The following is a 24,276-nucleotide window of genomic DNA, read 5'->3' as shown; positions in this document are numbered from 1 at the left end:
ACTATAACTCTAACTATTTATTTTTTGTCTAACAATCTCAAATAAACAAACGCCTGTTGCAACAGACACATTAAGCGAAGAAACAATACCTGCCATCGGTATACTGACTAACTCATCACAATGCTTTTTGGTTAATCGACGCATCCCCTCACCTTCTGCCCCCATCACTAAGGCCAATGCTGTTGAATTTTTATAAAAGTCAGTTTGGTAAAGTGTGCTGGTTGCTTCACCGGCGGTACCAACAATCCAAACTTGATATTCATCTTGTAACATACGCATAGTGCGCGCCAGATTGGTGACTCTAACCACTGGCACGCTTTCAGCCGCGCCACATGCAACTTTCTGAGCGGTTGAATTAAGTGGTGCAGAACGATCTTTAGGTACAACAATAAAGCTCACACCAGCGGCATCAGCAGTACGAATACAAGCACCTAAATTATGTGGATCAGTCACACCATCTAAAATTAAAATAATCGGATTGGAATTTTGCTCCATTAATAATGGAATATCATTTTCCTGATAACCACGGCTTGGTTTAACCATCGCCAAAATACCTTGATGAACGCCATTTTTCGTTTTTTCATCTAAATACTGCCTATTGGTCACTTTTACGGCTAAACCCAACTGCTCCAACTCACGAACAAGGGCATTAAGGCGCTTATCTTCTCGGCCTTTAACGATAAAAACTTCAATAATTCTTTCTGGTGCACGCGCTAACAAAGCTTCAATCGCGTGGATACCGTAAACTGTTTCACTCATCTATTTTTTACTCTTTTTTCTCTGATTGCTTGAGGTCGATGCTGATTTAGACGTTTTTTTAGCAGCTGTTTTTGGCTTACTGCGTTTTTTACTCTTTGCGACAACCTTTGCGCCCGTTTTTTTACTATTAGCTTGGCTTTTACTTTTGCGCTTAACTGGCTGTTCAGCATCACTATCGACTTTCTTCGCCTTATCTTTGGCTGTCTTACCTTGGCGTTGTGGCTTATTATTACTGCCAACCAATGAAAAATCAATTTTACGCTCGTCAGGATTAACATTAACGACTGTTACTTGAACTTTGTCACCTAAACGATAAATAAAACGGGTATTTTCACCAATTAAACGATTACGTGATGCATCAAAAATATAATAATCATTTTCGAGTGATGAAACGTGCACTAAACCATCAATAAATAGATCATCTAATCGCACAAAAAAGCCGAAATTAACAACACTCGAAATAGTGCCATTGAATACCTCGCCGACATGATCTTGCATATAATCACATTTCAACCAATCAACGACATCACGAACTGCTTCGTCCGCTCGGCGTTCGGTCATTGAACAGTGTTCACCAAAATAGAGCATCTCGCTAATCGTATAACGGTGTCCACCGGTTTTATCATGTTGTTTACTATGTTGCTGATCAGCTATACCCCATTTAATCGCACGATGCAATAACAGATCAGGATAACGACGAATTGGCGATGTAAAGTGCGCATACTCCTCAAGTGCTAACCCAAAGTGCCCACGATTTTCAGGATCGTAAATTGCTTGCTTCATTGAGCGCAAAATGACCGTTTGCAACATCTCATGATCAGGTCTTGCTTCAACCTCAACCATCAACTTAGCGATATCTTTTGGACTGGTACCCTTACCGAGAGACAAACCAAGTTCACTTAAAATACTGCGTAAATTATTTATGCGATCTTCATCCGGTTTATCATGCACACGAAATAGCGACGGAATCTCAGCATCAATCACCAATTTTGCTGCGGCAACATTGGCCAAAATCATACACTCCTCAATGATCTTATGCGCTTCATTTCGCTGAACTAACTCAATGCTCTCAATACGTTTATCAGCATTGAAGATGAATTTAGGCTCTTCCGACTCAAACCCGATTGCGCCACGGGCAATTCGAGCACTATTAAGCACCTTATAAAGACCATAAAGATTCTCAAGGTGAGGAACCAACTCACGATAATGCTCACGCAAATCCTTATCACCTTCCAAAATCTTAGCTACCTTGGTATAAGTTAAACGCGCGTGTGAATTCATCACCGCTTCATAAAATTGATAACCGGTCAAACGCCCTTTATTCGACACGGTCATTTCGCACACTAAACACAAGCGATCAACTTGTGGGTTGAGCGAACAAAGGCCATTGGATAAAACTTCCGGCAACATCGGAACCACGCGCGACGGAAAATAGACTGAAGTCCCACGCAAACAAGCTTCTTTATCAAGCGCCTTACCGATTCGTACATAATAGCTCACATCAGCAATCGCTACCCACAAACGATAACCACCACCACGATTCTTTTGACAATAGACCGCATCATCAAAATCTCGTGCATCTTCACCATCAATGGTTACTAACGGCAAATCACGTAGATCCTTACGGCCTTTCTTAGCGCTTTCAGGCACTTGCTCACTAAACTTGTTAGCCGCGTTTTCAACCGCTTTTGGAAATTCATAAGGGATCTCATGATTACGTAATGAAATATCGATGGCTAAATTCGTGCCCATTATTTCGCCAAGCACTTCCTTAATCACTCCGACCGCTTTTTGGCGTCGTTCAGGTCTTTGCTGCAATTCAACCACAACAACTGAGCCCATTCTAACCGTACGATTTGGCTTGCCAGCGATTAAAATATCAAAATTCAAACGGCTATCATCCGGCACCACAAAACCAACACCTTGCTCAATAAAATAACGACCAACAATCAGATTAGTACGTGGCTCTAAAATCCGCACCACTCGCGCTTCAGTCTTACCACGGTATTGACTACCGATTGGCTGAGCCAAAATAACATCGCCTTGTAAAACCTTTTTCATCTGCTCGTGTGACAAAAAATAGTCTTCCGGCTTACCTTCAACCCGTAAAAAGCCATAACCATCACGATGTGCAATAACACTGCCCTTAACCATATCGAATTTTTCAGGTAAGGCATAACATTTACGACGCGTGTAAACCACCTGACCATCACGTTCCATCGCTCGCAATCGGCGATGTAAAGCCTCTTTTTGCTCGTCAGATTTGATTGATACGGCTTTAGCTATTTTTTCTAAACTTGCTGGTTTTGCTTCTTTGGTAAGATAATCCAAAATCAGTTCACGACTGGCGATCGGCGATTCATACTTTTTCGCCTCACGATCATAAAATGGATCTTTTATCATATAGAACGTCCTGTGATCGAATGTTGCGTTAAGGATAACATAGAGTTGTATAACTTAAAATGGAGATTGCTTTTTGGAACTTTAAAAAAAGGGTTACTCTATGTTTTAGGGGATGAAAAGAGGGTTATTCGGTTTTGTATCGTTACAAAAACCCCGCTCCTCAACTTTTTTGCGATAAAAAACTCAAAAAAACCGCCCCAATTGAGGCGGATGGTTTAAGTCTCGACACCATAAGTTACTAGAAAAATATAAGCTATTTTACTATCTCTCCCCCAAAAAATAAGAATTAAGGGGTGAGATCTGAAACACAAACCCCGTTGTAGAAGGTTGCAGGATCTACCCAATGAATAAGTCCGTGGTCGGCGTGCGCGTAAAAGTAATACTTATAATCACCACCATGGGTGTATATGTCATTAGTCCAATAATACAAATTAAAGTTAGTATTCGCGTAATATAACAGAAAGCCCCACTCGGTAATAAGACCTGCCCCAATGGTACGTTGGTAATGATTACCCGGTGATGGAGGTGTAGCAGTAATCATTTCGTCATTTGATGGATAAACCGCATTGGTTAAATCCCTTACATTAGGAAGGTGATAACCTATATTTGTACACCAAGATAATTGGTTGTCGTGATTTCCCATAACGTTTCCACGATTGACAAACCACTGCTTTAGTTCAAATCCATATTTAACGACAGCCTTACCACTACTGTCACGACCGACTAACTCGAATGTCTGGGGTAAAGATGGTTTAGCTACTTTTTCCGGATTACTAGAATTCCATTGTTCTAAGGTTGCAGCAGGGCCCGTTAATGTAACACGGACACTAGTATTTGTTGAATTGGTCATCGTCGCAGTAATTCCACTATGAGAAACCGGATCCCACGTTAATGCCTGATCATTATTGCTAATATCTAAATCAAAGTACAAACCATTAGCGCCAGTAGTCGGGAAATTTAAACCATAAGATGATGGCGTCGCGGTTTGAGTTAGAAAGCCTTTACCATAATTCCAGACAGTTTCGGGACCTACATAGGGAGGTGCGGTATACGCTAGATTATTTGGTTTAGCAAAACAAATCGCAGGTGATTCTTTAGGCTTAAAATAATAGGTAACACTACCTGCTCCGAACTTAATACTATTAGGAACGCCATAACGAGTGGTCAATGTGCCTTCAGTATTAGTTAATGTCGCTTTATAAGGCGCTTTACAATACATGGGTACAGTATTTCGTGATACAGTTTGATTGTTTTTATCAACAATAGACAAGCTTATACTGCCAGTAGCAGTGACTTCACTATCTCCATCATCATCCCCCCAATAATTATAAGGTGCAGCAACAATGGTGTTTAAATCAACGGTATTACTATCAACTGGCACCAACATGCTAATATCAGCAAAACTTTCATCAATAGTTGGTAATTCGATAGGATTGGTTGCACTAGAATTATTATTTGATGGCGAGTATTGTTGACCATTAGAAAGATGGATCCCGAGCAAACCTTCGGTATCCGTTACTCGTGTATTACCACCGTCGAACGTAAAATAAGGCACTTCACCGTGAATAAAATTAGATGTTGTGGATGTTAACGCTGTACTAGTAAATGAAAACGCTAACAATATACTAGGTACTAAAGGTAATAAGATCTGTCGGGATGATATTGATCTATGTGAGGATCGCGCAAAATTTAGCGTAATTTTATAGATCTTGGTGAAAAAATAGACTTTAGTGGAAAATGAAAAATAAGAGCTTAACTTTGACGAATTTAACTTATAGGTTGGCCATGTTGCCTGTTGCCTGTTGCCTGTTGAAAATTATAGTGCATATTACTTAATCCTGTCAACTAAATTTATGATTTATTTACTCTTTATGTTTTTACTTAAATTTGGATCGCTTATATAAAACGGTGTAAAAGTATAGTGACTGAAAAAATACGATGCAACAATTTTTCACTTAAGATCGTTAATCTTTGTAAAGAAAAACATATAAAAAAACAAAAATAACCGAGCAGATGCGGTTTAATTTAAAAACAGTTCATTTACAATTCTTAAAGGATCACATTTTTAAGATAAATTGTTTTGTATTAGAAATTAGACTTTTTAGTAATTTTGAGATTTTTAGATCAAATTTTAGGGTTAAAAAACCCCGCTCCTCAACTTTTTTTGAGGAATCGGGGTTTTAAAGATGTAAAATAGTGATTTTAGGTTAAACCTTTTACAGTCCGTTTCCTTGTCTAAAAAATAACTTTTCCATGCCTTTCACGACATTTTTGGAGAGTTTTTCGGACAGTTTTTGTTTGCGTTGATAGTTAACGGCAATGATTTTATGCGTTTCTAGGTGTGATAAGATAAAATCATCACTGGTGCTAATTTCGTCAACCAGTCCCATTTTTTTGGCTTGAGTAGCAAACCAGTGTTCGCCTGTTGCAACCTGATCTATATCGATATTTGGTCGATATTCTTTTACAAAGTCTTTAAATAATAGATGCGTTTGTTCAAGTTCTTGTTTGAATTTTTGGCGACCTTCATCCGTGTTTTCACCAAACATGGTTAGGGTTCGTTTGTATTCTCCTGCCGTTTGTAATTCAATATCGACATCATGTTTTTTTAGCAATCGGTTGAAGTTAGGAATTTGGGCAACAACACCAATTGAACCCACAATTGCAAATGGCGCTGCGACAATTTTGCTAGCAGTACAGGCCATCATATAACCGCCACTGGCTGCAACTTTGTCAACTACAGCCGTAAATGGAATGTTACGCGTTCTAAAGCGTAATAGTTGGGAGGCTGCAAGGCCATATCCATGCACTACTCCACCAGGGCTTTCAAGTTTTACGACAACTTGATCTTCTGGTTTAATGATGGCTAGTACAGCAGTGATTTCTTGACGCAGTTCTTCAACTTCATGTGCATCCATACTGCCGTTAAACGATAAGACAAATAATTTAGGCTTTGCATCTGATGATTTAGCATTATCATCTTTCTTTTTAGCCGCTTGTTTAGCTTGTTTCTTTTCAAGTTTTTTTTGTTTTTTGAGATCTTTTGTAAACTGTTTAGCTTCGATTTCATCCATGCTCGACGTTAGCATGTCATCTTTGACTTGTTCATATTCTTGGCTAATATCTTTGACAGATAAACGTCCAGCAATTGTTGATGATTTTCGGCGTTGACTTAAAATAAAAATTAATACCGCTAAAATAGCAATAACCACCGTTGCTGTTTCAGCCAAAAAGAGAGAATACTGCGAAAACCAGTTCATTTAATCATTATCCTTTAGTTGAAAATTTTCGCTATTATAACAAGATAATTAGAGATTGTGCCGAAAATCAATAAAGATTAAATTGTTGCTTTATTCGGCATTTTAAATTCTTTATACTGACAGCCTAATTTATTGTTATACGAGAATGAAAATGCCACTACGCCCAATAACTGAAATCGCTAAACAATGTCAGATCCCTGAACAATACGTGCTTCCTTACGGTAAATATGTTGCCAAAATTGATTTATCAATCCTTAATGCAAAGGAAAATCGCGCTAATGGTAAATTAGTCTTAGTTACCGCTATTACACCAACACCATTAGGTGAGGGTAAAACCGTCAATACCATTGGTCTAAGTGAAGGCCTTAATTATCTAGGTAAATCAGCTATCGCTTGTATTCGTCAACCAAGCTTAGGACCTGTTTTTGGCGTAAAAGGCGGTGCAGCCGGTGGTGGGCAAGCAGAAGTTTTGCCGATGGAGACGCTAAATCTTCATCTTACTGGTGATATTCATGCAATAACTGCAGCACATGATTTAGCATCTGCCGCGTTGGATTCTCGTCTTTATCATGAAGATCGTCTTGGCGATGAGTTTACCGCACAAACCGGTTTACCTCGTTTAAATATTGATGTTAATCGCATTGTATGGAAACGGGTTATCGATCACAATGATCGCGCTCTGCGTAATATCACTGTCGGTGTTGGTGGCGGTGTGAATGGTGTTGAACGCCGTGACGGATTTGAGATTACGGCAGCGTCTGAGCTAATGGCAATTTTGGCTTTGGCTTCTGATTTACATGATATGCGTGCGCGTATTGGTCGTATTATTTTGGCCTATAATACGCAAGGCGAGCCAATCACAGCTGAACAGCTCGAAGTTGCAGGCGCGATGACAGTACTTCTTAAAAATGCGATTAATCCTAACTTGATGCAAACTGTTGAGAATACGCCTGTACTAATCCATGCTGGACCATTTGCTAATATTGCTCATGGTAATTCATCAGTTATCGCTGATCGCATTGCAATGAATTTAGCCGATTATGTGATAACCGAAGCTGGTTTTGGTTCTGACATGGGTATGGAGAAATTCTTTAATATTAAATATCGTCAAGCTGGTATTAAGGCTTCTTGCGTGGTTTTAGTGGCAACGGTTCGTAGCTTAAAATCCAATAGTGGTAAATATAATATCAAACCAGGACAAGCTATCCCTAAAGAGATTTCAGAATCAAATGTGGAGTTACTTGAAATTGGTGCGGCCAATTTAGCTTGGCATATTAAGAATGCCAAGAGCTATGGTTTACAAGTGATTGTTGCGATTAATCGATTCCCACATGATAGTGAAGAAGAGTTGGCGTTTTTACAAAAATATGCCGTTGAACATGGTGCTTTTGCTTGCGAAGTAAGCGAAGTGTTCACTCAAGGTGGTAAAGGTGCTGAAAAACTTGCTAAACATGTTATTGAGGCATGTGATATGCCAAGTGAAATCAAATTACCTTATCCTGACAGTATGCCATTGATGGATAAAATCCAAACTATGGTTAAAAAGTACGGTGCCAATAAAGCGAACTTGTCTGAAACCGCGCTTAAAAACATTAAAGAGATTGAAGCATTAAAACTTGATCACTTACCACTTTGTATTGCCAAGACGCCGATGTCGATTAGCGCTGATGCTAATTTAAAGAATGTACCTACTGACTTTGACGTTGATATCAGCCATTTAGCCATTTCAGCCGGTGCTGGTTTTATTCGAGTTTATGCTGGTAATGTGATGACAATGCCAGGGCTTGGCACGAATCCAGCTTATCGACATATTGATATTGACAAAGATGGTAATATTGTTGGTTTAAGTTAATTTAAATTTTATTATGCAATATAAAGCCTTTATTGATGAAGAAAATTGTATTGGTTGTGGCAAATGTATCCGTGTTTGCCCTACTGATGCTATTGTTGGTAGTAAACAGGTGTTACATACGGTATTACCGCAATTTTGCACTGCGTGTAGTAATTGTATTAATACCTGTCCAACTGATTGTATTACCCTAAGTACTCTTGGCGTTGAATTAAGTGAGCAAGAAGAGTTGCAGTTAACTGAAAAGAAACAACAACGCTTAGGTCGTAATCAGTTAGTTCCGCCCACTATTCTATTTCCTAGGTCGATGCCTGCAAGCAGTGCGACTACTCAGAAAGATCGTAAACAATCGATTGCCGATGCTATTGCTCGCGTTAGAGCTAAAAAAAACCTCGCTAATTAGCGAGGTTTTGTTGTTTGATTATTTAAATCATAATTCACATTATTCTTTATTACTTCTAAATGCACGTTTACGATCGTTTTCAGTTAGATGACGTTTACGTAGACGAACAGATAATGGTGTTACTTCAACTAATTCATCATCATCAATAAATTCTAACGCTTGTTCTAACGACATTTTTACTGGTGGTGATAAGGTAGTCGCTTCATCGGTACCTGATGCTCGCATGTTAGTTAATTTTTTACCCGTTAAGCAGTTAACGGTTAAATCATTTGAACGAGTATGGATACCAATAATTTGCCCTTCATAAACTTCAGCACCATGACCAAGGAATAATTTACCACGATCTTGCAAGCTATAAAGCGCATAAGCCAAAGCTTTACCAGTACCGTTTGAAATCATTACCCCATTATTACGTTGGCCGATTTCACCCGGACGCACATCATCGTAATGGCTAAATGTTGAGTAAAGTAAACCAGTACCTGATGTCATGGTCATAAATTCAGTTCTAAATCCAATAAGACCACGGCTAGGAATCACATAATCTAGACGTACACGTCCTTTACCATCAGGTAACATATTGGTCAAATCACCTTTACGTAAACCTAAGGCTTCCATCACTGAACCTTGGTGTTGCTCTTCGATATCTAAGGTAACTTGTTCGAAAGGCTCTTGTTTTTTGCCATCGATTTCTCTGTAGATAACTTTAGGACGAGATACCCCAAGTTCATAACCTTCACGACGCATATTTTCAATAAGAACAGATAAGTGCAATTCACCACGACCAGAAACTTTAAATGCATCCGGATCTGGGGTTTCTTCAACACGAAGAGCCACGTTATGTACAAGTTCTTTATTTAAACGTTCAAGAATTTGACGAGAAGTTACATATTTACCTTCTTTACCTGCAAATGGTGAACTATTTACATTAAAGAACATGGTAACTGTTGGTTCATCAACGCTTAGTGCTGGCAGAGCTTCAACACAGCTGTTATCACAAATTGTGTCAGAAATACCAAGTTCACCTAATCCAGTGATAGCAATGATATCCCCTGCTTCTGCAACTTCAGCTTCATAACGTTGTAAGCCTAGGTGACCTAATACTTGTCCGACTTTGCCAGTACGTTTGTTACCTTCGCTATCGACAATAGTAACTTGTTGATTTGGTTTAACGCGACCGCGTTTAATACGACCAATCCCAATAACACCAACATAATTGTTGTAATCAAGTTGAGAAATTTGCATTTGGAATGGACCATCTAAATCAACTTTAGGTGGTTCTACATGTTCAACAATTGCTTCAAATAGTGGAGTCATGTCTTGTGCCATATCTTCATGATCAAGACCTGCAATCCCCATTAAAGCTGATGCATAAACGATTGGGAAATCAAGTTGTTCATCAGTTGCACCAAGGTTAACGAATAAGTCGAATACTTGATCCACAACCCAATCTGGGCGCGCACCCGGACGGTCAACTTTATTAATAACCACAATTGGTTTTAAACCATGAGCGAATGCTTTTTGAGTCACAAAACGTGTTTGTGGCATTGGTCCGTCCATTGCGTCAACAAGCAGTAGTACTGAGTCAACCATTGACATTACACGTTCTACTTCACCACCAAAATCGGCATGGCCTGGAGTATCAACGATATTAATTCGGTAACCATTCCAATCGATAGCCGTATTTTTAGCTAAAATAGTAATACCACGCTCTTTTTCAAGCGCATTTGAGTCCATTATTCTTTCATTGTCATCACCACGCAAATTATCAAGCGTGCCTGATTGTTTTAATAGTTTATCAACCAAGGTTGTTTTACCATGGTCAACGTGAGCAATAATGGCTATATTTCTTAAATTTTCAATCACAATTAAAATCCCAGTTAGGAGACAGATTCTTTAGGCGCAATATTGTACACCTTTTTAGTAAAAAAGTTGATCTATATCACAAAGTTTCTTCAAAACAACTTTAAGACTTGATATTTAACGAAAATAGTGACTTATTTTATCAAGATAACTAAGACTAATTATCAATAAGTTCCACAAATTGCTCGGCACATTCATCCACTTTTGTCCAATTTGTGTACTCTATTACTTCTTTTGTCACATCTGTATCACCCTTACCTAACCACATAATAAATCGAATCATATTACGATCAAACCAGTTATATTTAGGATAATAAAGCGCACCAGCAAATACCGCTTTGATAGTCGGTTGCCAGGCAATTTTGGCAAGGAATTTTTTAGTATATAGGTTAGTTTCAGGTGTATTTTTATTTGGTTTTCTAGCCACCACATTTACCCCAAAAAAACCAGTTTTTAACGCATTTAATTGCTGATAATTGGCATCAATAAACTTCTTCATGGTTTTACTGTAAAAACCATATCGAATTGAACAACCAATTAATACGGCTTTGTAGTTACCAAGATCAATCTTGGTATCGGGCAATAACTCAATCAAATCACAATCACATTTACCCTCAAGATGTGTTTTTATTCGTTGCATAATTTTAAGGGTTTGCTTTTCGTGAGTGGTGTAAAGCAATAAGACCTTGGTAATGTTATTCATAACAATGCTTCCTTTTATTAAAACACTTGGTAAATTTCAATAATTCTTTTTTTAGGATAAAAATTAACAATTACGGGATGATTTCGTGGAAAACTTTGATTATAGTATTAGCCTTATTTAACCAGACCGGAACTGATTATGGCAATTTCACCTCCAAAACGTAGTGCAATTATTTTGGCGGCAGGAAAAGGCACACGGATGTATTCCAACCTACCTAAAGTTTTACATAAAATCGGCGGTAAGCCGATGTTACAACATGTTATTGATACAGTTCAACAACTTAATACTGATCGCATCAATATTGTTTATGGTCATGGCAAAAGCGAGTTAGAAAAATCGTTACAAGATCAACCTGTGCAACTTGTTTATCAAGCAGAACAGTTGGGTACAGGACATGCTGTTCAACAAGCTATTCCTTTTATTGAAGATGATGAAGATATCTTGATTTTATATGGTGATACACCTCTTATCTCAATTGAAACCTTGCAGAATTTAATTGCCAGTAAACCACATGAAGGCATTGCCTTATTGACAGTGATTTTAGATGATCCTACTGGCTATGGGCGAATCGAACGCAAAGACGGTAAAGTGGTAGCGATCGTTGAACAAAAAGATGCCAATGTTGAACAACAAAAAATTAACGAAATTAATACCGGTATTATGCTGGTTACCGGCAAGTTACTTAAAAAGTGGCTATCTCGTTTAACCAATAATAATGCGCAAAAAGAGTATTATTTGACCGATATTATCGCCTTTGCCCACCAAGATGGTTACGACATTTTAACGTCTCATCCAGTTAAAAAATTCGAAGTTGAAGGCGTCAATAATCGCTTGCAACTTGCAACTTTAGAACGGCATTATCAACAGCATCAAGCTGAGCAACTTTTACTTGCAGGTGTCACGTTGCTTGACCCTGCGCGTTTTGATTTACGTGGTAAATTGACTCATGGCAAGGATGTCACTATTGATACAAATGTGATTATTCAAGGTGATGTTACATTGGGAAACAATGTCATTATCGGTTCAGGTTGTATTTTAAAAAACTGCACCATCGCTGATGATAGCGTAATTAGCCCTTTCTCAGTAATTGAAGATTCAATCATTGCCAAACACTGTACTATCGGACCTTTTGCTCGAATAAGACCTGGTAGCCAACTGGATGATCATGCCCATGTTGGTAACTTTGTCGAATTGAAAAAAGCTCATCTTGGTCATGCTACCAAAGCAGGACATTTAAGTTATTTAGGTGATAGCGAAATTGGCTGTAACGTCAACATTGGTGCTGGCACAATTACTTGTAACTATGATGGTGCGAACAAATTTAAAACCGTGATCGAAGATGATGTATTTGTGGGTTCCGATACTCAACTAATTGCACCAGTTAAAATTGGCAAAGGTGCAACCATTGCAGCTGGAACAACGGTAACCAATGATGTCAATGACAATGAGCTTGTGGTTAGCCGGGTAAAACAGAAACAACTTGCCGGTTGGAAAAGACCAACTAAATTGAAAGAGGAATAAACAATGTGTGGTATTGTGGGCGCGATCGCCAAACGTGATGTGGCAGAAATATTATTAGAAGGTTTAAAACGATTAGAATATCGTGGTTATGATTCTGCTGGTCTTGCTATTATCTCTCCAACAGGTGAATTACAGCGAGTAAGACGTGTCGGAAAAGTAAAAGCGCTTAAAGATGCGGTAGATGAGCATCCAATCAAAGGTTCAACTGGGATTGCTCACACTCGTTGGGCGACACATGGCGAACCAGTCGAACACAATGCACACCCTCATGTATCGGGTTTTATTGCCGTTGTGCACAATGGTATTATTGAAAATTTTGAGCCTCTGCGTGAAACACTCATCGCAAAAGGATATCAATTCCGTTCAGAAACCGATACCGAAGTTATTGCCCACTTAATTCACGATATTATCTCAACCGAAGATTGCTCACTTTTTGAAGCAGTACAAAAAGCAATCCCACAATTACGAGGTGCTTATGGCACCCTTGTAATGGATACGCGTAATCCCGATATTCTCGTCGCGGCACGTTCAGGTAGTCCACTAGTGATTGGTTGTGGCGTTGGTGAAAACTTTATTGCTTCAGATCAATTAGCTTTATTACCGGTTACTCGTCAATTTATCTTCTTAGAAGAGGGTGATATTGCACTAATCACCCATCGCACTGTGAATATTTTTGATAAAAACCATCAAGAAGTTAACCGTCCAAGCATCGAATCTGATGCGAAATATGACGCAGGCAGTAAAGCTGGCTTTAATCACTACATGCAAAAAGAGATTTATGAACAACCTAATGCTATAAAAAATACCCTTGAAGGACGAATGGCTCATGGCAAAGTGGATTTATCTGAACTTGGCGATGATGCGGAAAATATTCTTAAGCAAGTTGAACATGTGCAAATTGTTGCTTGTGGTACCGCCTATAATGCCGGAATGGTTGCTCGTTATTGGTTTGAGGCATTAGCTGGTATTCCTTGTGATGTGGAGATCGCTTCGGAATTTCGCTATCGAAAACCCGCTCGCCGTAAAAACAGTTTATTCATCACCCTATCACAATCAGGTGAAACGGCAGATACGCTTGCAGCATTACGCTTAGCAAAAGAGAATAATTACTTAAGCACTCTTGCCGTTTGTAATGTGGCTGCCTCTACCTTAGTTCGTGAAGCTGATTTGGTGTTACTAACCAAAGCTGGCGTTGAAATTGGCGTTGCTTCAACTAAAGCCTTTACCACGCAATTGACCATATTATTGCTTTTAGTTGCCAAATTAGGTCGACTTAATGACATGGCTGAAATCACTGAACAAGCGATCGTCCATGCCTTACAAACTTTGCCAAATCGCATTGAGCAAGTGTTAATGGCCGAGCCAGAAATCAAAAAACTTGCTGGACACTTTGTCGATAAACATCACGCCCTATTTTTAGGCCGTGGCGATGAATATCCAATCGCAATGGAAGCGTCATTAAAACTAAAAGAGATCTCCTACATTCATGCAGAAGCGTATGCCGCAGGTGAATTAAAACATGGTCCTTTAGCGCTTATCGATGCAGATATGCCAGTTATTGTTATGGCTCCGACCAATGACCTACTCGAAAAACTTAAAGCTAATATCGAAGAAGTTCGTGCCCGTGGTGGACAACTTTATGTATTTGCAGAGCAAGATGCAGGCTTTGTGAGTGATGACACAATGCATATCATCAACTTACCTCATATTGAAGAACTTACAGCGCCAATCTACTACACGGTACCAACCCAATTGCTTGCTTACCATGTAGCTTTAATCAAAGGTACAGATGTAGATCAGCCTCGTAATTTGGCAAAATCTGTGACTGTGGAGTAAAGTTCGTTGTATTAATGTGAGAAGTTAGTGGATGGTTTTGATATCATAATCAAAAACAATTTTCTCACATTAAATCAATTACATATAGATAGAAACCACTATCTCAAGTTGTTAAAAAATATTTTAGCTCTAGTTAATAAAGGATGGTTTTCAAGTAAATTAGCAAATCATCTGAATTTATTTAGAATGATTATACACCGAATATTTTCACATCTGCCCGAATTTATTTTATCTGTGTAATAAAACCCAATATATTTCGATAAAAAATATATCTGATTTTATTATAGTTTATTTTGCAAATTTGTATGCAACATGGACAGTTTTTACTTATTGATAGACTATTTAAAGGATGTTTTACAAAATAATAATTACAAAAATACCAATATATTTTAAAAGCAAATGAAGATTTATTTTTGTAATAATATTGATAACGCCTAGCTAATTATAATCTATTTAAAAAGGCATCAATTAAGATGCCTTCTCATTTAACTAAAGTTACTTAGACTTAAACTTTACTGAGTTTCGCCCTTCTTTTTATAATCTTCATAAATAAACGTTATGTTATTTTTTAAAAGAAAATCAACGGAAACATTTGATAATCGAAATGTATTATTTCCTTTTTGAAGTACATATTGGTTAAGAAGAACAGGATTTTCATCAATATATACTCCATTTGCAGTAATATTTCGTTCATTACCAGAATCATTGTTAAGATTTATTTTAATATTGAAGTCTAACTTTCCTACTGGCGATTTTTTCATATTACTCATTTTATTATTCAATTCTTTTGAAACAAGTACAATCATTCCATCACCCCAGTTACCATTAGTGATCTGAATATCACCAGCAGGTTGTTTACCACCCACAACAACAGGAATTTTAAATAATGCTTTTGAATCAAATTTTTCTTTGTAACACTCGACATATTCTGCATTTGGAAATATTTCTGTAATTTTTTGTTTTGCTTCAATTAAAGAAGAAGATTCTTTTCTAGAATCTTGATAATCACCACAAGCAGTAACTTCTAAAGTAAGATCTGATTTAATTGTTTTAGGTGTTTCGCTACTCAGGTCACTTAAATTAACACTTGGTGATAACTCTACTTTACAAGCGGATAACAAAACACAACAAGACAATGATACTAATAATTTTTTCATTATTTTCCTCTCATAATTATTATTTATCAGTTCAATATCAAATATTGAATCTTTTACAATAATCGAATAAATTGATAAATACGTTCATAATAACGTATTTATAATCGTTCACAAACGATTTAATTTCATTTTTGAAATAAAAAATATAGCGTTTTTAGGCGCTCCTTTGAATATTTCTAAAATAATTTTACTGCTGTAGCTAAATAATATTTGTTTCTTTACATTTAATAGGTTCATCATCAATATCATTTAAATAAATAGAAAAATACTTTGCTTATATCTTTTTAAAGATAAAAAGTGTTATAAAATATGATCAACCCTAACACAACATGTCCCTCATATAAAACAGATACATGCTGACTCCATTTTCTCCTGTGCTATCCATTTCAGATGCAATGAATGCTAATATTGGTAAAAGAAATCTAGTACTAATTAAATTACTATCAAATCCCTCTATTTTAATTCTATCTGATAATAAAACGTGATCTAGATCACAAAATCTGAAAATACCCCACTTTTAACAGTGTGATATATGTCACATTTTTTGATTATTCTTAATGAATCTAATAACTAAATGCTTCTACAATAACAGCATAATGATTATATCAATCAATAAGGAAAGATTTGTATGACTACATCAAACATTAAACTTAAAGTCCAAAATTTTGGGCGATTTCTAAGTAATATGGTGATGCCCAATATCGGCGCATTTATTGCTTGGGGCTTTATTACTGCAATTTTTTTATATAATGCTAACGATCCATCTGCTGGAGGATGGTTCCCAAATGAAGGCGTATCAACTGCTTTTATTGGACCAATGATCACTTATCTACTTCCATTATTAATTGGTTATACTGGTGGTAAATTGGTTTACGGTGATCGTGGTGGCGTAGTTGGTGCGGTCACCACAATTGGCGTAATTGTTGGCGTATCGATTCCAATGTTTTTAGGCGCAATGATATCTGGACCTTTAGGTGGATGGTGCATTAAACAGTTCGATAAATTCATTGATGGTAAAATCAAAAGTGGCTTTGAAATGTTAGTTAATAACTTTTCAGCTGGCATTATTGGTATGATTCTTGCGCTTATCGCTTATTTTGGAATCGGTCCAGCTGTTGCTTCGTTAACTAATGTACTTATTGTTGCAGTACAATTCATGGTTGATCATGGTTTATTACCACTTACTTCAATTCTGGTTGAACCTGCAAAAATACTCTTCCTTAACAACGCTATCAATCATGGTGTATTTACTTCACTAGGTGTAACACAAGTAGCAGAAACAGGTAAGTCTATCTTCTTCTTGATTGAAGCAAACCCAGGTCCAGGTTTAGGTTTATTACTTGCTTATATGTTCTTTGGTAAAGGTGCGGCAAAAGGATCAGCAAGTGGTGCTGCAATTATTCACTTCTTTGGTGGTATCCATGAAATTTACTTTCCTTATGTTTTAATGAATCCTCGACTCATCATTGCTGTAATTTTAGGTGGTATGACAGGTGTATTTACTTTAACTTTATTTAATGCAGGTTTAACAGCACCCGCATCACCAGGATCTATTTTTGCGGTAATGAGTATGGCAAAAGGTTCATATTTAGGTGTAACGTTATCTGTGCTTGCAGCAACTACAGTATCATTTATTGTGTCGGCTATTTTATTAAAAACAACAAAAGATAATGGCAAAAGTTTAGACGAAGCCATGTCTGATGTCACTGCAATGAAAAGCGAAGCCAAAGGAGTAAGCGAAAATAGTAAACTTGATCTTGCTAAAGTGAAAAAAATCATCGTTGCTTGTGATGCAGGTATGGGCTCAAGTGCTATGGGTGCGGGTGTTTTACGTAAAAAAGCAGAAGATGCTCATTTAGATATCAGTGTTACCAATTTAGCAATTAATAACTTGCCAACTGATGCGGATATCATCATCACACATAAAGATTTAACCGCACGAGCAAAACAATATGCACCAAACGCTTATCATATTTCATTAACTAACTTTTTAGATAGTGATTTATATACTCAGTTAGTGAATGATTTAGTCAAAGCAAAAGGTGGTCAACAAGTTGTACAACCAACACCTACCCACCAACCGCTGTTTAAGTTGAATGCAAAAAATGTCTTTTTAGGTTTAACGGCGCAAACTAAAGAAGAAGCCATCCGTTTTGCTGGCCAAAAACTAGTCGAAAATGGTTACGTAAAAACAGCTTATATTGATGCCATGTTAGAGCGTGAACGATTAACATCCACCTATTTAGGCGAATCGATTGCTGTACCGCACGGCACAATTGAATCTAAAGATGATGTGATTAATACAGGTATCGTATTTTGCCAATATCCAGCAGGTGTACAGTTTGGCGAAGAAGAGCAAGATAAAGCAAAAATCGTAATTGGAATTGCTGCTCGTAACAATGAACATCTTGATGTTATCGCCAAGTTAACCAATGCACTTGATGACGAAAAGATTATTGCAAAACTGACTACCACTAATGATATTGAAGAAGTCCTAGCAATATTAAGCTAACTTAACCACTTCCTACAGAAGTAGGAAGTGTCCTAATATACTAAAAGATTCAAAATTAAGGGTTATTATTATGCAAGCATTACATTTTGGCGCCGGCAATATTGGTCGTGGTTTTATTGGTAAATTATTATCTGATGCCGGTGTCCACGTCACTTTTGCAGATGTTAATCAACAAGTTATTGATGAACTTGCTAGCCGCCATCAATATCCAGTCAATGTGGTTGGTGAGCAATCGGTTACCGAAACAGTGAAGAATGTTGATGCCATCAACAGTACTTCACCTAAAGTCGCTGATTACATCGCGAAAGTTGATCTAGTTACCACTGCGGTCGGTCCTCAAATTTTAGCGCGCATTGCGCAAAGTGTGGCACAAGGCATTATTGCTCGACATGCTCAAGGTAATAACGCTCCACTCAATATTATTGCTTGTGAAAACATGGTACGTGGCACGAGCCAGTTCAAACAGGAAATCGTAAAGTATCTACCAGAAAATCTTCACCAATGGGTTAATGAGCATATTGGTTTTGTTGATTCTGCGGTTGACCGCATTGTGCCACCTGCAACTTCTAAAACAGGTGATATTTTAGAGGTGACGGTTGAAACATTCTCTGAATGGATTGTCGATAAAACTCAATTTATTGGCACAATCCCTCAAATCAAAGGTATGGAGCCCGTTGATAACCTAATGGCCTTTGTGGAGCGTAAACTATTTACTTTAAATACCGGACATGCTATTACAGCCTATCTCGGTTTTTATAACAATATTGCGACCATTCGGGATGCGATTTTAAACGATAAAATTCGTAAAATTGTACGTGGAGCCATGGAAGAAAGTGGACAAGTACTGATCAAACGCTATGACTTTGATCCAGCCAAACATCAAGCCTATATTGAAAAAATCCTAACTCGATTTGAGAATCCTTATCTACATGATGATACCGCACGAGTAGGACGTCAACCAATACGCAAACTAGGTCCTGGCGATCGTTTGATCAAACCATTACTTGGCACATTTGAACATAAACTTAGCAATCAAAATCTGCTTATCGGTATTGCAGCTGCACTTAACTATCGTAATGATGACGACGAACAAGCAATCGAACTGGCAAATCAAATTGCTAACAAGGGTTTAAAACAAGCATTTTGCGATATTTCTGGTATTGAAAGTGATAATCCAGTTGTTAGCCAAATCGAACAACTTTATACTGCTATGCAAAATCATCAATTTTAAGTGACAATGCAAACATTAGCAGAAGACACCATCCTCGAAAAACTCAATCAGCAAGCTGATATACACAGCTTGCTGAAAGTTGCGATCAATTTGATTAATGACAGTGTCAATCAATTGATTCTAAAGGTTTTTCGTAAAGAGCCTCATGCTATCAAGTTTGTTATTCCATCATTGGTGGGCAAGAATGGCCCACTTAATGACACTTCAGTCTGTTTGAAATTACTTTATGCACTAGGCATCATCACGCGTGAAGATTATGAAGATATTGAATTGTTAATGGCAATTTTAGATGAGCTAGAACAAGACGATAAAAATTACACCTATCTGGATGACGAAATCCTAGGTCCAATCAGCTTACTGCACGACATGATCCTTCCCCCTAACTCTCCATTAAATAACCCGCAAGAGAACGGCATTGTCGATACCTTAAAATCATCCATGTACCAAAACCGTTATCAACAAATGATTCGCTCAGCGTTGATCATCGCCATTACAGACTTAACCTTACGTATCGTAAATAAACAGAAAATTGATTATTTCCCTGAGTAATATTAATTTATAAAGATGAATTTTAAGTATTAATATAAAAAGGATGTTAAGTAGATAGTCAAAAATTGGGCAATTTTTAAGCTCAAAAACCCCGTTCCTCAACTTTTTTTGATTACTTTTTAGTTAGATTGGCTATTGTTTAGGGCAATCATTTCCCACTCTGGTAATTAGTCGGTATAATGCCTGCAATTTTATTGTTAAGTGGATTATGCATGAAAACGCTATTTGCCAGCACATCGCGCGGGCTTGAAGAGTTATTAAAAAAAGAGTTGGAAAATATTGGGGCGGATAATTGTCGGGTGGCGCAGGGTGGTGTCTATTTTGATGCTAATGAGTCAACGATGTACCAATCGTTATTGTGGTCTCGTTTAGCCTCTCGTATTTTATTGCCAATTGCCGAGTTTGACATCTATAGTGATTTAGATCTTTATTCATGTGTGATGAATATCAAATGGACCAATATCTTCGCGGTAGATAACTCATTTGTTATCAACTTTGTTGGTGTTAATGACTTTATTCGTAACAGCCAATATGGTGCGCTAAAGATCAAAGATGCCATTGTTGATCACTTTACGCGACAAACCAATCAGCGCCCAAATGTTGCAAAGCAAAATCCTGATGTTCGTTTACATGCTTATCTTAGCAAAAATCGAGTTACACTATCATTAGATCTTAGCGGTGAAAGCTTACACCAACGTGGTTATCGCCAACAAACAGGGCAAGCACCGTTAAAAGAGAGTCTAGCCGCGGCTATTATTCTTCGTTCTGGCTGGCGGTTTGATGAACCACTTATCGATCCAATGTGTGGTTCAGGAACGTTACTGATTGAAGCAGCGATGATGGCGTCTAATATCCCTCCAGGACTGCTACGCAAACAATGGGGATTTTTTGCTTGGAAAGAATTTAACCCAACACTTTGGAATGACTTACTGTTCAGCGCTAAGCATAATGTAAAAAAAACTAACACCATTTTTATCGGTTATGATAATAACCCTACAGTACTGGAGCGAGCCAAACAAAATGCGATCCAAGCAGGAGTTGGTGATTTAATTACGTTTGCATTGCAGGATGTGACACAATTAACCAATCCTCTTGATCACCATATACATGGCATGATCATCAGTAACCCGCCTTACGGAGAACGATTAGAAAGTGAGCCAGCATTAGTTGCCTTACACTCAGCACTCGGTCGCCAAATTAAACAACAATTTGGTGGGTGGAGATTATCGTTATTTAGTGGCGCGCCACAACTTTTAGATTGTTTACAAATGCGTGCTGACAAACAATTTAAAGCCAAAAATGGCCCTTTAGATTGTCTACAAAAAAATTATTCGATTGCGGATCGTCAAGTGGATCAGGCGGTCATATCAACAAATTTACCAGCTGCCGACTTTGCCAATCGTTTACGTAAAAATTGTCAAAAATTGGAAAAATGGGCCAGCCAAGAACAACTTGAATGTTACCGTCTTTATGATGCTGATTTGCCTGAATATAATGTGGCTATCGATCGTTACAAAGATAAAATTGTGGTACAAGAATACGCTGCACCTAAAAATATAGATCCACAAAAAACGCGGCAACGACTATTTGATATTATTAATGCTACCATGTCGGTATTAAAATTAACCGCCGACCAATTAGTTCTAAAAACCCGCGAAAAGCAAAAGGGAAAACAACAATATCAAAAACTTGGGCAAAAACAGGATTATTTTTTAGTCCATGAATATCCGATTAATCACAAAAAAACGCAGTTTTGGGTTAATGTGGTGGATTATTTGGATACTGGTTTATTTTTAGATCACCGCTTAGCCAGAAAAATGATCGGACAAATGAGTGCAGGCAAAGACTTTTTAAATCTATTTGCCTACACGGGTAGTGCAACCGTCTACGCAGGTCTTGGTGGAGCAAAATCGACCACGACAGTTGATATGTCACGCACCTATTTAGAGTGGGCCGATCGTAATCTAAAACAAAATGGCTTAACCGGTAAAAATCATCGATTAATACAGGCTGACTGCTTGCTCTATTTATCTCAAGCTGATGAACAGTTTGATTTAATTTTTATCGATCCTCCAACATTTTCCAACTCTAAACGGATGAACGATACTTTTGATGTTCAGCGCGATCATCTTAAATTAATGAGTGATTTAAAACGATTATTAAGACCAAACGGTGTAATTGTCTTTTCTAATAACAAACGAGGCTTCAAAATGGATGCCGACGGTATGCAAAAATTAGGTCTGACGTTTCAAGACATCACCGACAAAACTTTATCTCTCGATTTTAGACGCAATAAACAGATTCACTGCTGTTTTCTGGTTAAACATCAATAATAAAATACCGCCGAAAGGCGGTATAATCTTAGCTTAGCTATGATGTTCAATTCTTTAGGGAAGCCCAACGAGAAATCAAGACGGCATAACAACCCTACTCTATCATTACGCCTTCGCGTACACTAGATTATGCCATTAGTCATCTCTAATTTATAAAAAGACAACCTTTTGCACAACAATCTTATTTGGAGTAAATAAATTTTTTATTATCGTTTCCAGTACTTACTTTTTGTGAATATATTGGAGCTTAAAAGTTTTTTTAAAATCAAAAAAGTTGAGGATTTTGAGCAAATACTGATGTCCTTTTGGAGGACATCAGAAAAATAAAAATTAACGTACTACTAGCACTGATGTTTGTGCACCTCTCACTACACCAGAAGCATTTGATCCAAGTAGATGTGTTGAGATATTTGGGCGTCTTGATCCTATGATAATTAGATCAGGTTCGATCTCTTCCGCTAAATGTAAGATCTCATCTCGTGGATTACCAAACGCGATTGAAAAAGATAAATTTTCTCTTGGTAAATTAATTGAGTCAATCAAGCGATGGAGCCATTGCTCTGTTTGTACTGTTGCTTGATCTTTAAACTCATCAAAACCAAATGAGTAAGCATTTACAATAGCCGATGCAACCGGTAAGGTATGAAAAAAGATAACTTGCGCATTGGATAACTTCGCTAAACACTCAACATGGGGGATCACTTTTTGAGTGAGTTCATCTTCAAGGACATCAATCGGAACTAATATTTTTTTGTACATACCGCCTCCTCATTTAAACTTATCTTTTTTAATTAATTTAAGATGGTACTAATTTTAAATTAAATCTAATATTGTTATCCTAACGCTAATTTAAAATATTGAAATAACTTTTTTGCAAAATCATGATGGAGATCAACTATGGGTAATATTATTTATCGCCATGACATCAAACCCAGTATAGAACAAGCGACATTATTATATTCTCGCTGCTCATTGGCGGAACGTCGACCAATAAGTGATAAACCTCGTTTTCAAGCAATGTTAGATAATGCTAATTTAGTCATTACCGCATGGCATGATCAGAAACTTGTCGGTATTGCCCGCTGTTTAACTGACTTTGTCTACATAACTTATTTAGCTGATTTAGCCGTTGATGAAGCTTATCAAAAATCAGGTATTGGTAAACAGTTGATAAAAAAGATTCAAATTCATACCGATAATCAATGTGCAATTACTTTGCTTGCAGCACCTCAAGCAGTCGATTATTATGGTCATATTGGTTTTAATGCTCATCCTTCCGCATGGATTTTACAAGAACAGTTAAAATGAAAATTATCCTAGCATCAACATCACTTTCACGTAAAAAAGTACTTGAAAAATTAGCTATTCCTTTCGATTGTGTGCCACCGATTTGTGATGAAACACCTCTACCAAATGAAAGTGCACAGCAGCTGGTGGTACGATTGGCTAATGCTAAAGCGCAGTCATTGGTGGCAAGCAATCCTGATAGTTTAATTATTGGTTCCGACCAAGTAGGTGTTTTAGATGGAAAGATTGTATGTAAACCCCTCACTATTGAAAACGCTAAGCAACAATTAAAAAATAGCAGTGGTAAAGCGTTTTACTTTTATACTGGAATGACGGTCATTAATACTCACACAGGCCAATCGCAAACGATTTGTGAACCGTTTAAAGTCACCTTTCGTCAGTTAACTGATGCAGAAATCGATGCTTATATCGCTAAAGAGATGCCACTACAATGTGCTGGCAGTTTTAAATGTAATGAGTTAGGGATTACTCTTTTCGATAAGCTTGAAGGCGATGATATTAATTCTTTAGTCGGATTACCGCTAATAAAGTTAAATAAAATTATGATTGATATGGGCTGTAATCCGCTGTTTTTATAATTGATGATAATGAC

Annotated in this window: 18 protein-coding genes; 10 read left to right on the top strand and 8 right to left on the bottom strand. The window is 37.4% G+C overall.

Annotation, left to right across the window (positions count from 1 at the left end; translation table 11 throughout):
- Positions 1 to 9: 9 nt before the first annotated feature.
- The 4 genes from rlmB to sohB all read right to left on the bottom strand — a co-directional run bounded on the left by rlmB (position 10) and on the right by sohB (position 6,422).
- Positions 10 to 759, bottom strand: a complete 750-nt coding sequence (gene rlmB, locus J3U18_RS04325) for a 23S rRNA (guanosine(2251)-2'-O)-methyltransferase RlmB (RefSeq protein ID WP_267353031.1) — start codon at positions 757 to 759, stop codon at positions 10 to 12.
- The gene (gene rnr / locus J3U18_RS04320) at positions 760 to 3,162 is read right to left on the bottom strand and encodes a ribonuclease R (RefSeq protein WP_267353030.1); all 2,403 of its coding nucleotides are present in this window, start codon (positions 3,160 to 3,162) and stop codon (positions 760 to 762) included.
- A gap of 286 nt (positions 3,163 to 3,448) precedes the next feature.
- A complete protein-coding gene (locus J3U18_RS04315) occupies positions 3,449 to 4,783 on the bottom strand; it encodes a hypothetical protein (RefSeq protein WP_267353029.1) in 1,335 nt (444 codons plus the stop codon).
- A 595-nt stretch (positions 4,784 to 5,378) separates the two neighbouring features.
- Entirely contained in the window at positions 5,379 to 6,422 is a 1,044-nt protein-coding gene (gene sohB, locus J3U18_RS04310; RefSeq protein WP_267353028.1) for a protease SohB, read from the bottom strand.
- Between the two features lie 151 nt (positions 6,423 to 6,573).
- On the opposite strand from sohB, the gene J3U18_RS04305 reads away from it, so the two are divergent.
- Positions 6,574 to 8,274 (top strand): formate--tetrahydrofolate ligase, encoded by a 1,701-nt coding sequence (locus J3U18_RS04305; RefSeq protein WP_218058470.1) that lies wholly within the window; start codon positions 6,574 to 6,576, stop codon positions 8,272 to 8,274.
- Between the two features lie 13 nt (positions 8,275 to 8,287).
- A complete protein-coding gene (locus J3U18_RS04300) occupies positions 8,288 to 8,674 on the top strand; it encodes an RnfABCDGE type electron transport complex subunit B (protein ID WP_267353027.1) in 387 nt (128 codons plus the stop codon).
- Between the two features lie 39 nt (positions 8,675 to 8,713).
- Here the strand turns inward: J3U18_RS04300 and typA are convergent, their stop codons facing one another.
- Together typA and hemG are read right to left on the bottom strand one after the other, a co-directional pair.
- Positions 8,714 to 10,537 (bottom strand): ribosome-dependent GTPase TypA, encoded by a 1,824-nt coding sequence (gene typA, locus J3U18_RS04295; RefSeq protein ID WP_065563548.1) that lies wholly within the window; start codon positions 10,535 to 10,537, stop codon positions 8,714 to 8,716.
- Between the two features lie 154 nt (positions 10,538 to 10,691).
- The gene (hemG, locus tag J3U18_RS04290) at positions 10,692 to 11,228 is read right to left on the bottom strand and encodes a menaquinone-dependent protoporphyrinogen IX dehydrogenase (protein ID WP_416380383.1); all 537 of its coding nucleotides are present in this window, start codon (positions 11,226 to 11,228) and stop codon (positions 10,692 to 10,694) included.
- 153 nt (positions 11,229 to 11,381) lie between these two features.
- On the opposite strand from hemG, the gene glmU reads away from it, so the two are divergent.
- Positions 11,382 to 12,758, top strand: a complete 1,377-nt coding sequence (gene glmU / locus J3U18_RS04285; RefSeq protein ID WP_416380382.1) for a bifunctional UDP-N-acetylglucosamine diphosphorylase/glucosamine-1-phosphate N-acetyltransferase GlmU — start codon at positions 11,382 to 11,384, stop codon at positions 12,756 to 12,758.
- Positions 12,759 to 12,761: 3 nt separating this feature from the next.
- Entirely contained in the window at positions 12,762 to 14,594 is a 1,833-nt protein-coding gene (glmS, locus tag J3U18_RS04280) for a glutamine--fructose-6-phosphate transaminase (isomerizing) (protein ID WP_267353024.1), read from the top strand.
- A gap of 512 nt (positions 14,595 to 15,106) precedes the next feature.
- On the opposite strand, the gene J3U18_RS04275 is transcribed toward glmS, so the two are convergent.
- Positions 15,107 to 15,751 carry a DUF7424 family protein gene (locus J3U18_RS04275; protein WP_267353023.1) on the bottom strand — a complete coding sequence of 215 codons (645 nt, stop codon included), beginning with the start codon at positions 15,749 to 15,751 and terminating at the stop codon, positions 15,107 to 15,109.
- A gap of 628 nt (positions 15,752 to 16,379) precedes the next feature.
- On the opposite strand from J3U18_RS04275, the gene J3U18_RS04270 reads away from it, so the two are divergent.
- The 4 genes from J3U18_RS04270 to rlmKL all read left to right on the top strand — a co-directional run bounded on the left by J3U18_RS04270 (position 16,380) and on the right by rlmKL (position 22,376).
- Positions 16,380 to 18,263 (top strand): PTS mannitol transporter subunit IICBA, encoded by a 1,884-nt coding sequence (locus tag J3U18_RS04270; protein WP_065563554.1) that lies wholly within the window; start codon positions 16,380 to 16,382, stop codon positions 18,261 to 18,263.
- Between the two features lie 70 nt (positions 18,264 to 18,333).
- Complete coding sequence (locus J3U18_RS04265; RefSeq protein WP_267353022.1) at positions 18,334 to 19,494, top strand: mannitol-1-phosphate 5-dehydrogenase; 1,161 nt, start codon at positions 18,334 to 18,336, stop codon at positions 19,492 to 19,494.
- A 6-nt stretch (positions 19,495 to 19,500) separates the two neighbouring features.
- Positions 19,501 to 20,043, top strand: a complete 543-nt coding sequence (locus J3U18_RS04260) for an MltR family transcriptional regulator (RefSeq protein ID WP_065563556.1) — start codon at positions 19,501 to 19,503, stop codon at positions 20,041 to 20,043.
- 212 nt (positions 20,044 to 20,255) lie between these two features.
- Positions 20,256 to 22,376 carry a bifunctional 23S rRNA (guanine(2069)-N(7))-methyltransferase RlmK/23S rRNA (guanine(2445)-N(2))-methyltransferase RlmL gene (gene rlmKL, locus J3U18_RS04255; protein WP_267353021.1) on the top strand — a complete coding sequence of 707 codons (2,121 nt, stop codon included), beginning with the start codon at positions 20,256 to 20,258 and terminating at the stop codon, positions 22,374 to 22,376.
- Between the two features lie 330 nt (positions 22,377 to 22,706).
- Here the strand turns inward: rlmKL and J3U18_RS04250 are convergent, their stop codons facing one another.
- Entirely contained in the window at positions 22,707 to 23,135 is a 429-nt protein-coding gene (locus J3U18_RS04250; RefSeq protein ID WP_065563558.1) for a universal stress protein, read from the bottom strand.
- A gap of 138 nt (positions 23,136 to 23,273) precedes the next feature.
- Here J3U18_RS04250 and J3U18_RS04245 point away from each other — a divergent pair, with 138 nt between their 5' ends.
- Both J3U18_RS04245 and J3U18_RS04240 read left to right on the top strand, forming a co-directional pair.
- The gene (locus tag J3U18_RS04245; protein ID WP_267353020.1) at positions 23,274 to 23,684 is read left to right on the top strand and encodes a GNAT family N-acetyltransferase; all 411 of its coding nucleotides are present in this window, start codon (positions 23,274 to 23,276) and stop codon (positions 23,682 to 23,684) included.
- On the top strand, positions 23,681 to 24,262 hold the full coding sequence (locus tag J3U18_RS04240) for a Maf family protein (RefSeq protein ID WP_267353019.1): 582 nt from the start codon (positions 23,681 to 23,683) through the stop codon (positions 24,260 to 24,262). The genes J3U18_RS04245 and J3U18_RS04240 overlap by 4 nt, the downstream gene beginning before the upstream one ends.
- The last annotated feature ends 14 nt before the right edge of the window (positions 24,263 to 24,276 follow it).

The organism is Gilliamella sp. B3482, assembly GCF_026536805.1.
GTDB lineage: Bacteria > Pseudomonadota > Gammaproteobacteria > Enterobacterales > Orbaceae > Gilliamella > Gilliamella apicola_E.
Note: the sequence above shows the minus strand (reverse complement) of the source record. Positions and strands in the feature narration are given on the sequence as shown.